The sequence below is a fragment of the Nocardiopsis lucentensis DSM 44048 genome (assembly GCF_000341125.1).
In the GTDB taxonomy this organism is placed as follows: domain Bacteria; phylum Actinomycetota; class Actinomycetes; order Streptosporangiales; family Streptosporangiaceae; genus Nocardiopsis; species Nocardiopsis lucentensis.
This window is the reverse complement of sequence record NZ_ANBC01000620.1, coordinates 1-13,590: the sequence shown is the minus strand read 5'-3', so window position 1 is coordinate 13,590 and position 13,590 is coordinate 1. Positions and strand designations below refer to the sequence as shown.

The following is a 13,590-nucleotide window of genomic DNA, read 5'->3' as shown; positions in this document are numbered from 1 at the left end:
CCTTGTCGTTGGTTGTCAGGCGGCGCACTGTCGGCGGTGCCAGGCGAGCAGCCGGTCCACGGCCGCTTCGATCGCTCCGAGCACCGCGGCCCGGTCTGTGCCGTTCCGGTGGGCGGCGATGACCTCAGGCAGGGATGGGAGGTCGAGGGGGCCCAGTCCAGACAGGAGACGCTGGGCTTCGGACAGGATGTCGTCGTTGCCGTTCACCCACACCGACTGCTCCCTGAGCAGGAGTCGACAGATCAGGATCAGGTGCTTGTACAGGGGGCGGATCCCCCCGCGTCCCGGGTCGTGGCGCAGCCTGCGAGTGGTGGCGACCGCCTCAGCCAGAGCGGTGGGGGTACCGCGCTCCACCTCCCGCCTCGTGATCACCGGGAGCCGCAGGCCGGGACCGGTCAGGAGAGCGGGAGCGCCTTCCTGGAGCATGACCAGCGCCGCGAGCACCCGGTTGGGGAGTCGGCGGACCTGCGCTTCGACGAGCGGCAGGATCGTCGCACCGAGGTGGATGCCACCGAGTTCCTCAAGCGCCGCCCGGTACTCCTCGACCGCCCGGGACGTCCTGACTCCGTGTTCGCCCTCGGTGATGACGAGCAGGTCGATGTCCGACCAGCCTTCGCGCCAGCCACCGTGGACCGCGCTTCCCGTCAACGCGACCAGGCACTTCTCCCCGAAGAGGGCGGACAGGGAGTCGACAAGCCGGGACGTCGCCGCCCGCACGGTGGAGGGCAGCCGGAGGTCCTCGGGCGCAATGGTCTTCAGTCGGGTGCTGACGGCGGGGCTGGCCAGGCGCCGAAGGTTTCCGTGCAGCCGGGTCACGCTGCCCGAGTTGTCCACGACCTCATTGGCGGGAATCCGATGCGCGCCGCGATCAGTCTTGACCCGGTCCTTCTCCTCCAGCGCCCGCCTGTCGCCTCCCGAGCGCGCCAGACGGACGTTGAGCGGGACATCGACATAGACCACGCGCAGCAGCTCGCCCATCATCGCCTTGAGCGCCGCGATCGACTCGGCTCTGTGCACGGACTCGATGGTGATCAGGTCGATGTCCGGATGGGCGTCGGCGAACCGATTGAGTTCGTCCAGGAGCAACTCCGCCTGCCGCGTCGGCGACAGGGCATAGGGATCGGCGAGTCCACGTCGGGCGGCGGCCTGGGTCAACAGGTAGCCGATCTTGAACCGCGCGGCCCCCTCGTCACGGTTCAGGAAGATCCCCGAGGTGCTCTTGCCGCATTCGCTCAGGCCACCCAGGGCGATGACCCGTGGCAGATGGGGGCTCGGAGCCGGGTGGGTGTCGGTGCGGGGCGTCGTTCCGTAGAGCTTGAACCGCTTTCCGCTGGGCAGCCGCCTTCGACCGGCCGCGACGTCCGCAGCCAGGAGGGTGAGTGCCTCACGCAGATCGTGGACCTGCTCTTGGACTCCCACCACTCGCGAGCCGATGCTCGGATCGCCGACCGCCGCCCGTTGGGTGTGGTGCAGCCGCAGCACCGTCACGGACAGCCGGTCGACCACCGAACTGATCGGCTCGGTGTGAAGCGGAGCGGTCATGGCGGCAGGCGGGCACGCGGCGCCGATCAGCTCATCGAGGCGTTCGGCGAAGCGGACACGGTCCATGTTGAGTTGGTCGATAACGCGCTTGCCGTCGGCGATCCGTACCGCGTCGTCCGGATCGATGCGCACTCCGTCCTCAGCCAGCCACAGGCGGTGGTTCGTGTGGTGGAGGCCGTCAACGGCCTCGTCGACTCGGGGGCGCTCCTTGGGCGGGAGCAGGGAGAGCAGCGGGTCAAGAGGGTCACTGAGATCGAAGCTGTGTGGGGTCACGAGGGTCTTCCGTCCTTCGCGAGGTAGGGGGTCGAGGGGATACCAACGCCGTGCGCGATGAGGGTGCGACGGACAAGGGCATGCGTCGCGTCGATGTCGTGGGAGGGGCCGGACACGACCTCGGCGAACACTCCTTGGCGCGCCATACGCAGGAGAACGCGGTGCAGGTGCCGCTGATAGTCGAGGTAGACGCCGGTCCACGGGCGCCCCTCCCGCTGCTGGGCGACGGCGATGCTGCATTCGGCGTCGAGTGAGGGCACCAGCAGGATGGGGATCTCCGCCGGGTGGGGCACCTCGGCACCCACCAGGGCGAGAACGCGGCTCCAAGCCGACTCGATGGATCGCGACTCCTTGACCGCGCATGTCGCGATGGCCGTCGCGAGAAGCATGTGCCAACCACGGTCGAGCAGGCCGATCCGATCGGGAGGGCGTGCCCGGGAGCGGGCTTCGTGGCTGGAGAACAGCAGGTGCGTGAGTTCCTCCGTCGTGGAGGTGGTGAACCACCAGGTGCCGAACCCCGGCCCGGCGACTCGGGACCAGGCGGCGGGGTCGTGCCGGTGGACGGGCCCCAGGTCGCAGAAACCGTCCCAGGACTCGGCCAGCATGCGGACCTGCGTCGACTTGCCGCTGTTGTCGGGACCGTTGAGGCTGACGAAGTCGGTCACGACGCATCGCCCGCCTCACCAGGTTTGTCCTGCTCCTCCACGAGCACCAGCAACCCACGGATGTTCGCCTGTGTGAACTCAGCGAGTTGGGGCGGGAGGAGACGGATCTGTGACAGCGCGTCCTGTGTAGCGACGACACTGACCACCTCGTAGGTACCGCGTCCGGGTTCGGTGAACTCCGCGCCCGTGCGATGGGCCAGGTCCATGGAGGTCAGTCGGGCGGCGTAGACGTGTTGGAGGCCGATGCCGTCGGGAAGGTCGTCGGTGATGAGGAGGACTTGGCGGGCATGGTCGATCCGACCACCGAGTTCCTCAGACACCTCGCGGTGCAGGGCGGCCTCAACATCGCGGTCCTCGGGTTCCAGTCCGCCTCCCACGGCGACCCAGTAGGGCTCCTGGCCGGGCTTGACGCGCTTGATGAGGACCAGGCGCCCCTCGTTGTCGAACAGGAGCGCACGGGCACTCTGCTTGACGATCTCGTCCACGGATTCCCCCACCTCGTTCATTACTCGACCCCACGCTTGGGCAGTCATCGCTCGCGGGTTGCCCCGCCAAGCTCCTCGAATGCTCTCGGACCGAGCGGGGTGCAACCACCCCATTCACCACCCAATCCTTGGACACCCAGCACGACGCTGGACATAAACTGGACAGGTGTTGGCCAACCCCCCGAACCTCACCGTGGATTTCGTTGCGAACGAGCTCAAAACGCTGCGAAAGGGGACAGCTCTCGGCAATCCACCTGCGGTCACCGGCCTTGGACCCGAACTGCGATCCCACCTACTCGGTGCCCCGGTAGCCCCGGACGAAGAGATGAGTGCGGACCAGATCATGGGCCTGGTCCAAGCGATCGCCTCTGCTGTCGTGATGCTGGACGACGGGTTGAGGGTCTTCGCGGAAGTGGATCTGAACCTCACCCAGGAGCACAATCACCCGACGCTGACCGGGCGCCAGGAATCCCTCGCCTCGCACCTCGGGTATGCGTCGAAGACGATCAGGAGAAAGTCGGAACGGGCCTTCCAGGCCCTGGCGGTACAAGTGCTCTCCGGATCCCCTGTCGCCACCTCGAACTACACCGAGTCTCGATGGCCAACTAAGAAGAAAGAGCAGGACGCCCTGGCCAGCGATTTCCAGAAATTCTGGAACGCTCACCCCCAAGGGCGGATAGACATCGTCTGCTCAGAGATCCCCGAGGAGGAGAGGCCCTACTTCGCGTCACCCTCGGATCGGAACTATCTGCGCTACGCGAAGTTCGCCGACCTGGACACCCTGATCCACGTCAAGACGGGCCTCGCCGGGATCTGCCCCGATGTGACCGTCCGCGACTTCGCTCCGTCCGAGTACCACGACGCCAACGCGGACACGCTCATCGTCATCGGCGGGCCACCGTGGAACGCGAAGTACCGGGAGTTCCTCCCGCAGCTGCCCTTCTACTTCGAACCGCATGTCCTCGGTGAGGACGATCCCCTCGTCATCCCCCAGTTGGGGCAGCCGGTCATGGGTCCGGTGTGGAGCCCGGAGAAGGACCTGCTGGAGGATCTGGCGGTCCTGTCACGGCTCACCCTCACCCAGGGGACCGTCGTGTACCTCCTGGGAGGTTGCCTGACCCTTGGTGTCCTCGGAGCCGCCAAGCTCTTCCTGCACGGCCCGCAGAGTGCGCGCAACCTCAGGTACGTGACTGACACGGTCGGGGATGACGACTTCGTCCTCGTCTCCGAGGCGCGTCGGATCGGCGGCCTCACCGATACCGTCGACTTGGCCGCCGTCGGACCGCTGGTGCTGATGGCGCGGACGAACAACTCCCCCTTCGAGGTGCTGGTCGACAACAGCCAGCGGTACGAGGGAATCCTCACGGACTCTTGAGAGGCGAAGTGGTAGATCACACTGACATACGCACGTACGTGGTGAACCTGCGGCGGCGAGCTGACCGCAGGAAGCGGATGGAACGGCTCCTCCCTGAACAGTTGGGTGCGCTCTTCACCTCGGACCGGGACGGACCCTTCGACGGCCTCTCACTCACCAGGGAGGACATCGCTCGGCGGGGGCACCGGCTCTTCCCCTGGCGGATCGCGTCGGACAACCCCTGGTGGTCCCGGCCGCTGAAGTTCGGAGAGGTCGGGTGCTCGCTCGCCCACCTGGCGTGCTGGGAGGACGCCGAGACAGCGGGGGCGGAGCCATACGTACTGGTGCTCGAGGACGACGCCGTGATCGGTGAGGACTTCCTCAGCAGGTTGGTAGAGGGGTTGGAGAGGCTGGAGACGGCCGAGATCCCGTTCGATCTCCTGTACCTGGGCCGGGTTCACCTTCGTCCAGACACGCCCAGCTCCGTGGCCAGATTCGTCGTCCCCGGGTACAGCCACTGCACCTACGGCTATCTGCTGACCCGCTCGGGGCTCAAGCACGTCCTGGACGCGAGGCTGGGTGACGCCGTCGTGCCGGTCGACGAGTTCCTCCCCGCGCTCTACACGGACCACGAGCGCCTCGACGTACGCGCGCGCTTCCCCCGGCGCGTGAACGCGCTCGCCTTCGAACCACCCTTGGTGACCCAACTCCCGAAGGACGTGGCGGGCAGCGACACAGAGGAATCGCCCTTCGTGGACAAGGAAGCTTCGACCTGGTCAGCTCCCGGAGGTTCCTGACCAGTGGCGGATGAGCTCCCGCAGCCGCTTCCCCGGCCAGTCCCGGATCGGGGTGAAGTTGTTGGCGCCGATGGCAACGTGTTCCGCGGGGACGTCACGGGTGATGGTGGCACCGGCCGCGACGTAGCTTCGGGGACCGATGGTCACGCCTCCCACGACCTTCGCCCCGTACCCGATCACCGATTCGTCATGGACACGCGGTGATGGTTCGTCCACGTCCCACCACCCCTCGTGCGGCCGGGTGTACTCGTGTACGAGGTCGCCCATCATGGTGCAGTCGTCGCCGATGACCGCCGCGTCGCACACGAAACCGGCGATCCTCCCCCGAGCGCCGATCGTCACCCGGTCGCAGACGTAGGCACCGTAGATGAGGCGACTGTCTGGTCCGATGGAGGTTCCGTACCCGACGCGGGTGCGGTCCTCGAGCATGCAACCGTCGGCGATGGACACGCCCTCGTAGATGACGACCTGGTTCAGGATCAGACACTTCTCCCCGATCCGGACCGGAGAGCCCGGATCGACAGGCTCTCCCTGTTGGAAGGCGCGCAGTCGGGCCTCCTTGGGTGTGCCGATCGCGCATTGCTCGCCGACGAGGCAGCCGTCGGCCGCCTTGACAAGCCCGTGCAGGTTCTGCGGCGTCATCAGGACCGCTGTGCCCGTGTGTTGAGCCAGTCCACCGAGACCCGGATCGCCTCGTCCTCCCGCTCGGTGGAATCGAAACCGTGGTCGGACCCCTGCACCGTGTGGAAGTCCGTGTCGGCCCGGGGGGAGGCAACGGCCCTGGCGATGTCATAGGACACGTAGCTGTCCTGGTCTCCGTGGACCACAAGCGAGGGAACGTGGGATGACGTGTAGGCGCCGAGGGGGTCGTACAGGCTGAACTCGCGCCACATGATCGGGCCGATGGGAAACTCGCCGTCGATCAACAACTGACCGCTGGCGCCCAACTCCCGCTGTTGGTCAGGACCGAAGTTCTCTACTCCCCAGGGGAGCTCTGGGTTGAGGAAGGTGTGCTTCAGATCGAGTACGGGGTTCCACAGGACGAGGGAGTCGATCCGGTCGCCGAGTACAGGAAGCAGGAGTGAAGAGGACACGGCCCCGAAGCTCGCGGCCAGAACGGAGAACGGTTCGGGCCAGGTGCCCAGAGCGTGCTCGATGACCGACTGGAGGTCCAACATCTCGCCAGCGACGGTCACACCGCGGGGCGTCCCACCACTCTTTCCGTGTCCCCGGTAGGAGAACCGAACGACGTTGAATCCCTTGTCGGACAGGGTGTCGGCCAAGCGGACGAACATACCGCCCTCGTCCTTGTCGACGGTGATGCCGTGGGCCTGGACAACGGTGCCCTTCGAGCGGTCTCCTTTGGAAGGGTGCAGGACCGCTTCGAGCGGGACGCCGTCGGCGCTGACTACGTCGAGGGTGCGCATGAGCTGGACTTCCTGAGCCGGGGGTGGGGGCGGGCTCCTGCTTCAAGGGTCGGCGTCAACGTTCCGCCTGGAGCGATGCGAGCTTGGACGAGGATCGGCCCCTGGAGCAGACGACGCCGAAAGGATACCGGCCAACAAGCACTGCGGACAGGCACGCCGATTCGTATCCTGACCGTAGGTGCCACGGGCCGAGGCCGTAGTGTCGTCCGCCGTTGGTCCTGGCAGATCGACGCCGTGTCTGGAGCGGGCAGTCACGACCTGGGTGGCAGTGGGGCCTCTGGCGTTCACCCCGTCTCACAGGGCCCGGGGAGATGAACCTTGCGCCCGCCCCACACAAGGTCGCCCGCCTTCCTGCCCGGCGGCCTCGCGCCTCTGCTATGAAGATGGCGGCGTTGATCCTGGCTTGAGGGCCCAACTCCCGATTCTTCTCAGTTTCCAAATCTCGTTAGTATGGCACCGATGTCGAGGGAGTGGGCGGCGCGCGTATGACGGAAGTGATCGAGAACCCGATCCTCAATTCACCGTATGAGCAGCCGGATCGCTACTACGAGATCGGTCCGCAGGGCCCGACGGGTGAGGTCCGAGAGGGACGGCGGCCCAGCGAGTCGTTCATCCCCATCGCGGTGTCCAAGAAGGGGAAGCAGGGCGCCGACCAGATCGAGCTCGACTTCGACACCACCGGCGAGCGCCGAGAACGCAACACCCTGATCAATGACCTGCGCCGAGAGGTCGCCCGGTGGCGGCGCGGTGGCGAGTACTCAGGCGTCACCCCGATCAGCCGCAAGCTACTGCAGCACTGGGCCGACCCTGACCGGGACAACCGCGTACTGTTCTGTCAGCGCGAGGCGGCGGAGACCGCGATCTTCCTCGTCGAGGTCGCCGGTCGCCACGGCTACACCGACTGGCGCAGGCGCCTGGAGCCCGAGAACGAGGCGCACAACTCCGGTCTGCCCCGTGTCGCGCTGAAGATGGCCACGGGTACCGGTAAGACGGTCGTGATGGCGATGTTGATCGCCTGGCAGACACTGAACAAGGTGCAGTCCCCACGTGACGCGCGGTTCACCAGCCGGTTCCTGGTGGTCACGCCCGGAATCACGATCCGAGACCGCCTGCGCGTTCTGCTTCCTGAGGAGCCGGAGAACTACTACGACCAGCGCGACCTGATCCCGGCGGATCTCAAGGGCGGCCTGGCCCATGCCCGGATAGCGATCACCAACTACCACGCCTTCCAACTCAAGGACGCCAAGGAGATCCAGGGCATCGCCCGCAACACCCGCCTGCTGCTCAAGGGCGACCGCAAGGAGGATGCGTTCAAGGAGACCCCGAAGGCCATGGTGAGCCGGGTGCTCCGTGACCTGGGCGGTTCGGGCAAGCAGCAGGTCATCGTCTTCAATGACGAGGCCCACCACTGCTACCAGGACAAGCCGCTGTCCGCCGCAGAGCAGGACACCAAGCTCGACAAGGAAGAGCAGGCGGCCAACGAAGAGGCCCGGGTCTGGTTCCGCGGCCTGCAGGCGGTGGCCAGGCACGCCGGGATCAAGCAGATCGTCGACCTCTCGGCCACACCGTTCTACCTCAAGGGCTCGGGCTACAGCGAGGGCTACATCTTCCCCTGGACTGTCAGCGACTTCTCGCTGATGGACGCGATCGAGTCGGGCATCGTCAAAGTCCCCCGCACGCCGGTGGACGACGACGCGCGTCACAAGCTCGTCACCTACCTGCGACTGTGGGACTTCGTCGGCGACAAGCTGCCGAAGAGGGCGCCGAAGAACACGGTGAAGGACTGGCTCCCCGAGCCCGAGCTGGAAGGCGCGCTGCACAGCCTGCACCGCAGCTACACGAAGGCCTTCCAACACTGGGAGACTTCGCTGCAACAGCACGGCGAACCTCCGCCGGTCTTCATCGTGGTCTGCCCCAACACCACGGTGAGCAGGCTCGTCTACGAGTGGATCGCCGGCCGGGAGGCCGTGGAGGACGACGAGGTCGTGGCGCACACTCCCGGCAATCTGGAGCTGCTCAGCAACGTGGTCGACGGTAAGCCGTTGGCCCGACCGCGCACGATCCTCATCGACTCCCGGGCGCTCGAATCCGGCGAAGGCCTGAAGAAGGACTTCAAGCAGGCCGCAGCCGCCGAGATCGCCGCCTTCCAGGCGGAGTACCGCCGCCGCTACCCGGGCGCCGACGTTGAGAAGATCACCGAGGAAGAACTCCTGCGCGAGGTGATGAACACCGTCGGCAAGAAGGGGCGGCTCGGCGAGCAGGTCCGGTGCGTGGTCAGCGTGTCCATGCTGACCGAGGGATGGGACGCCAACACCGTCACCCATATCCTGGGCATCCGCCCCTTCCGCAGCCAACTGCTGTGCGAGCAGGTGGTAGGCCGAGGACTGCGGCGTCGCTCCTACGCGGTCAACGACGAGGGTTTCTTCGAACCGGAGTACGCCAACGTCTACGGAATCCCCTTCCAGTTCATCCCCTCGGACAAGCCGGCCAAGGATCCTCTACCCCCCAAACCGGTCCAGGAGGTCCGAGCTCTGGAAGGCCGGGAGCACCTCCGGATCACCTTCCCCAAGCTCGACGGTTACCGGGCCGAACTCCCCGACGAGGAGATCGATCTGGATCTCGACTCCGCTCCGGTCTTCGAGATCGGACCGGACACAGTGCCCAGCTGGGTGGAGCTGCAAGGGGTCGTCGGCGAGGGCGAGCACGACACGAGTGAGGACCGCACCTATCGGCGCCAGGAGGTGGCCTTCGCGCTCGCCAAGCGCGTCCTCGATATCCATGTCAACACCGCCGACGACAAGCGTCCCTGGCTGTTCCCCAAACTTGTCGAGATCTGCAGGGAGTGGATCGACCACCGGGTGACGGTCGACAAGGGCTACAGCCTCGGCCCCCTGATGACCATCACACAGGCGCAGGCCCAGGCCGCTGAGCAGATCTGGCACGCGATCATTCGCTTCAGCGGCGAGCGACGGATCCGTCTACGGCCGATGCTGAACAGATTCGACCCCCAGGGCTCGACCGAAGGGGTCTACTTTCATACTCGCAAGGCCACGGTGTCGACGGAGAAGTCCGAGGTCTCGCACGTGACCCTGGACGGAGTGCTCGGTAACACCTGGGAGCAGTTGCTCGCGAGCGAGCTGGAGCTGAACCCGAACGTCGTGGCCTATGTGAAGAACGACCACCTCGGTTTCTCCATCCCCTACGTGCATGGGGGTCGATCCCACTCCTACGTGCCGGATTTCCTGGTCCGGCTTCACCGCTCAGACGATGAAGACTTCGACCGCTACCTGATCGTGGAGGTCTCCGGCAGTCAGAAGAGTCCCGGGCCGACTCGGGCCAAGGCCGCTACAGCCCGGGACTCCTGGTGTGTTGCGGTGAACAACCATGGCGGTTTCGGCCGTTGGGGCTATGTCGAGATGACCGATCCCCTCTCGTTCAAGGCACGACTGGCCGAGGCGATCCAACTGCTCTACGGCGATAAGCCGATCATCGGTGACCCGGACCTGCTCGACTACGACATGCAGATGAGGAGCGCTGGTGGCGCGTAAAAAGACCTCGCAGGGACCGACCCCCGTCGACGCCATCAAGCACGACGACAAGCGGACCAACATCCCCACCGCCGACGCCCATGACTTCGTGGATCCGGTTCTCGAAGAGGTTCGCAAGGTCCGCTACGACCGGGACGAGACCCTCGACCCCCAGCTCGTCTGGCGTGGCAAGTACCCGGAGGCCGGCGAGCAGGGTAGCGACGACAACGACCTCGTGGTGGACGCCCCACCGATCTACATCCAGGAGAAGATCGACCCCCGAGTCCTCATCGGGAACCTCCGCCGCACCGCTGAGCGACCCGACGAGGAGCCCGAGCTCACACTCTTCGACGACTTCGACGGCCTGGACGAACTCGACCAGGTGGATTTCTACCGGCATACCGCTAACTGGTCGAACCGCATGATCCTTGGTGACTCGCTGCAGGTCATGTCCTCTCTCGCCGAGCGGGAACACCTGCGCGGCAAGGTCCAGATGATCTACATTGACCCGCCGTACGGGATCAAGTTCGGGTCGAACTGGCAGGTGTCGGCGCGTGACCGCACGGTTCGGGACGGCAAACTGGAGGACGCAGCACGGGAAGCCGAGCAGATCAAGGCGTTCCGAGACACGTGGGAGCTGGGGATTCACTCCTACCTGTCGTATCTGCGCGATAGGCTGCGTGTCGCCCGGGAGATGCTCACAGAGTCAGGATCATGCTTCGTCCAGATCAGCGACGAGAACGTACACCTGGTCCGTTCCATAATGGATGAAGTCTTCGGCTCCAACAACTTCGCATCCCTTATCAGCTTCGCTACAACGAGTGGATTCACCCAATCGACCTCATTGGGTCGAAATGGTGATTACATCATTTGGTATGCCAAGGAAATCACAAAACTCAAATCCCGTCCTCTGTGGCAACCTGCAGTCGACCGAAAGGCATACCGATGGGCTGAGTTTCCTGACGGAACATACCGAGGGCTCAGGCGCGGGGAGACGGTCGACGGCCTGCCTGCTGATGCCAGGATTTACGCGCCCGATAATTTGCAGTCCCAAGGGCCCTCGGATAAGCCTCAGCCCTTCAAGTACTCGGGCGCGACTTATCTGCCTAAATCCACCTCGCATTGGAAAGCCAGCTATCCCGACGGAATGAATAGGCTGGCATGGGCAGGGCGCATCCACGTGGCGAGCAACAGCATCCGCTATCGTAGATACGCAGAAGACTTTCCATTTCAGGCTCGTACCAATTTTTGGACCGATACGGGAACCGGGAACTTCACGGACGACAAGCTTTATGTAGTTCAAACTAACACCAAGGTAGTCGAACGCTGCATGTTGCTGGCTACTGATCCCGGTGATCTCGTCCTCGATCCAACCTGCGGTAGCGGAACCACGGCACACGTTGCCGAGCAGTGGGGCCGTCGATGGATCACCATCGACACTTCCCGGGTCGCTCTGGCTCTGGCCCGCCAGCGGGTGATGGGAGCGAAATACCCCTGGTATCTCATCTCCGACTCCGTTGAGGGGCACGCGAAGGAGGAGGCGCTTGCCGAGAAGCCGCTGCCGCGTCAGAAATTCACGAACGACATCCGACACGGTTTCGTCTATGAGCGTGCCCTGCACATCACCTTGCAGTCGATCGCGAACAACCCCGACATCCGGGAGGGGATGAGTCGCGAAGAGATCGACGCGGCGATTCGGCGACACGCCGACTACGAGCTTCTCTACGACAAGCCGTACGAGGACAAGAAGAAGATCCGGGTCGCCGGGCCGTTCACGGTGGAGTCGCTGAGCCCACACCGCTCGCTGGCGTTCGCAGGTGGACCGGAAGAGTCAGCGAGTGAAATCTCGGCGGCGAAGGAAGCTGACGCCCCCAACTTTGAACAGTCGATCCTGGACAACCTGGCCAAGGCGGGCATCCAGAACGGCCGACGCAAGGAGCGGATCACCTTCGCCTCGTTCGAGAGCTACGCGGGCGAGTACATCCAGGCGATCGGCGAACGAACCGAACCGGGCGCAGAGGGCACGGAGTCTCGGGTGGCGCTGGCGATCGGTCCGCAGTACGGGACGGTGAGCCCGTTGTTCGTGAAGAAGGCCGCCCGTGAGGCGATCAAGGCCGACGGGGTTGACCTGCTGTGCGTGCTCGGCTTCGCGTTCGACGCCCAGGTCACCGGAGTGACCGAGGGCGATGGCGTGACCGTGGAAGCCTCCGATGAGGGCTTCGCCAGTGTGGAGGCCACCCGCAGGCTCGGGCGTATCCCAGTGCTCATGGTGCGGATGAACTCGGATCTACTCATGGGTGAGGAGCTCAAGAAGACCGGGGCCGGCAACCTGTTCACCGTTTTCGGTGAGCCCGACATCGACGTCGAGGACACTGAGGAAGGCGTCGTCGTGCGGCTCAACGGGGTGGACGTCTTCGACCCCACCACCGGCGAGATCCGCAGCAATGACACAAGCCAGATCGCGCTGTGGATGGTGGACACCGACTACAACGAGGAGTCGTTCTTCGTTCGGCACTGCTACTTCACCGGAAGCACCAACCCCTATAAGCAACTCAAAACGGCCCTGAAGGCCGAGATCGACGCCGAAGCGTGGGAGTCACTGAACGCCACCATCTCCCAGCCGTTCGCGAAGCCGGAGACCGGTAAGATCGCGGTCAAGGTGATCAACAACTATGGCGACGAGGTCATGAAGGTGTTCGACGTGTGACGCTGGTGGAACGGTTCAGCGGGAGCACGACAACAACGAGAAGGCGGCGGTGATGGCGTCCTACACTCCAGCACAGCAGGAAGCGATCGACTGCCTGGACGAGCCCCTGCAGATCATCGCCTGCGCGGGCTCCGGTAAGACCCAGGTGATCTCCCAGCGCATCGCCGCGATCCTCGCCCAGCCGGGGGTGGAACCCCGCAACGTCATCGCGTTCACCTTCACCGAGAAGGCCGCGGCCGAACTGAAGGACCGGATCCTCGGCATCGTCGCCGCCGAACGCGGCGAGGTCGTCGGCATGGCGGAGATGTACATCGGCACCATGCACGGCTACTGTCTGGACCTCCTGCAGCGGCTGGTGCCCGAGACCTTCAAGTTCTCGGTACTCAGCGACATCACAGCCCGCCTACTCGTGGACCGCAACAGCAAGAAATCCGGTCTGACCACCTGTCCCACCCTGCCACGGGCGACACAGTCCCACCTGAAGCGCTATCAGAACTCCAGCCTGTTCCTGCAGGCGATGAGCGTGCTGCGGGAGGACGTCGTCGACGATTCCCAGGTACCCGAGGGAGTCGCCGAGTCGTTCCACTCCTACATGAAGCTCCTGTACAACCACGCGAGCTTCGACTACACCGAGATGATCCACCTGGCCGTGCAGTTCCTCGAGGCCGATCCGGACGAGGACGAGAACGCGGCGGTCGTCCAGAAGCATGTCCGCGACGACATCGGTTACGTGGTCGTCGACGAGTATCAGGACGTCAATCCGTTGCAGGAGCGCCTGATCGAGGGCCTGGTGTGTCATGGCGCCAATCTCTG

The 13,590-nt window shown here is 64.9% G+C and carries 10 protein-coding genes; 5 read left to right on the top strand and 5 right to left on the bottom strand.

The features are described 5' to 3' along the window. Nucleotides 1-15: 15 nt before the first annotated feature. Genes D471_RS0122190 through D471_RS0122180 form a run of 3 tightly spaced genes read right to left on the bottom strand, consistent with a single transcriptional unit; the run spans nucleotide 16 to nucleotide 2,965 of the window. Nucleotides 16-1,815, bottom strand: a complete 1,800-nt coding sequence (locus tag D471_RS0122190; protein ID WP_017600656.1) for a DUF4254 domain-containing protein — start codon at nucleotides 1,813-1,815, stop codon at nucleotides 16-18. Further along, nucleotides 1,812-2,480: a hypothetical protein gene (locus D471_RS0122185; protein ID WP_017600655.1), complete on the bottom strand. Its 669-nt coding sequence runs from the start codon at nucleotides 2,478-2,480 to the stop codon at nucleotides 1,812-1,814. The genes D471_RS0122190 and D471_RS0122185 overlap by 4 nt, the downstream gene beginning before the upstream one ends. Beyond that, entirely contained in the window at nucleotides 2,477-2,965 is a 489-nt protein-coding gene (locus D471_RS0122180; protein ID WP_040690656.1) for an NUDIX hydrolase, read from the bottom strand. The genes D471_RS0122185 and D471_RS0122180 overlap by 4 nt, the downstream gene beginning before the upstream one ends. A 325-nt stretch (nucleotides 2,966-3,290) precedes the next feature. Here D471_RS0122180 and D471_RS0122175 point away from each other — a divergent pair, with 325 nt between their 5' ends. Continuing rightward, nucleotides 3,291-4,340, top strand: coding sequence for a hypothetical protein (locus tag D471_RS0122175; RefSeq protein WP_017600653.1), 1,050 nt, complete (start codon nucleotides 3,291-3,293; stop codon nucleotides 4,338-4,340). Nucleotides 4,341-4,348: 8 nt separating this feature from the next. Next, nucleotides 4,349-5,116 (top strand): glycosyltransferase family 25 protein, encoded by a 768-nt coding sequence (locus D471_RS0122170; protein ID WP_086003034.1) that lies wholly within the window; start codon nucleotides 4,349-4,351, stop codon nucleotides 5,114-5,116. Here D471_RS0122170 and D471_RS0122165 read toward each other — a convergent pair. Both D471_RS0122165 and D471_RS0122160 read right to left on the bottom strand, forming a co-directional pair. After that, complete coding sequence (locus D471_RS0122165) at nucleotides 5,096-5,758, bottom strand: acyltransferase (protein ID WP_017600651.1); 663 nt, start codon at nucleotides 5,756-5,758, stop codon at nucleotides 5,096-5,098. The two genes, D471_RS0122170 and D471_RS0122165, sit on opposite strands and share 21 nt — an antisense overlap. Then, the gene (locus D471_RS0122160) at nucleotides 5,758-6,543 is read right to left on the bottom strand and encodes an alpha/beta hydrolase (RefSeq protein WP_017600650.1); all 786 of its coding nucleotides are present in this window, start codon (nucleotides 6,541-6,543) and stop codon (nucleotides 5,758-5,760) included. The genes D471_RS0122165 and D471_RS0122160 overlap by 1 nt, the downstream gene beginning before the upstream one ends. Nucleotides 6,544-7,028: 485 nt before the next feature. On the opposite strand from D471_RS0122160, the gene D471_RS0122155 reads away from it, so the two are divergent. From D471_RS0122155 to D471_RS35570, 3 genes are all read left to right on the top strand, one after another. Then, nucleotides 7,029-10,091 (top strand): BPTD_3080 family restriction endonuclease, encoded by a 3,063-nt coding sequence (locus D471_RS0122155; protein ID WP_017600649.1) that lies wholly within the window; start codon nucleotides 7,029-7,031, stop codon nucleotides 10,089-10,091. After that, nucleotides 10,081-12,777 carry a site-specific DNA-methyltransferase gene (locus D471_RS0122150; protein ID WP_017600648.1) on the top strand — a complete coding sequence of 899 codons (2,697 nt, stop codon included), beginning with the start codon at nucleotides 10,081-10,083 and terminating at the stop codon, nucleotides 12,775-12,777. The genes D471_RS0122155 and D471_RS0122150 overlap by 11 nt, the downstream gene beginning before the upstream one ends. A 52-nt stretch (nucleotides 12,778-12,829) precedes the next feature. Beyond that, a partial coding sequence (locus tag D471_RS35570; RefSeq protein ID WP_040690654.1) for a UvrD-helicase domain-containing protein occupies nucleotides 12,830-13,590 on the top strand: 761 nt, incomplete at its 3' end.

What these genes read in the sequence shown, in the direction of transcription:
- D471_RS0122175 (WP_017600653.1), top strand. Translation starts at nt 3,291, where the DNA reads ATGAGTGCGGACCAGATCATGGGCCTGGTCCAAGCGATCGCCTCTGCT.
- D471_RS0122165 (WP_017600651.1), bottom strand. Translation starts at nt 5,758, where the DNA reads ATGACGCCGCAGAACCTGCACGGGCTTGTCAAGGCGGCCGACGGCTGC.
- D471_RS0122160 (WP_017600650.1), bottom strand. Translation starts at nt 6,543, where the DNA reads ATGCGCACCCTCGACGTAGTCAGCGCCGACGGCGTCCCGCTCGAAGCG.
- D471_RS0122155 (WP_017600649.1), top strand. Translation starts at nt 7,029, where the DNA reads ATGACGGAAGTGATCGAGAACCCGATCCTCAATTCACCGTATGAGCAG.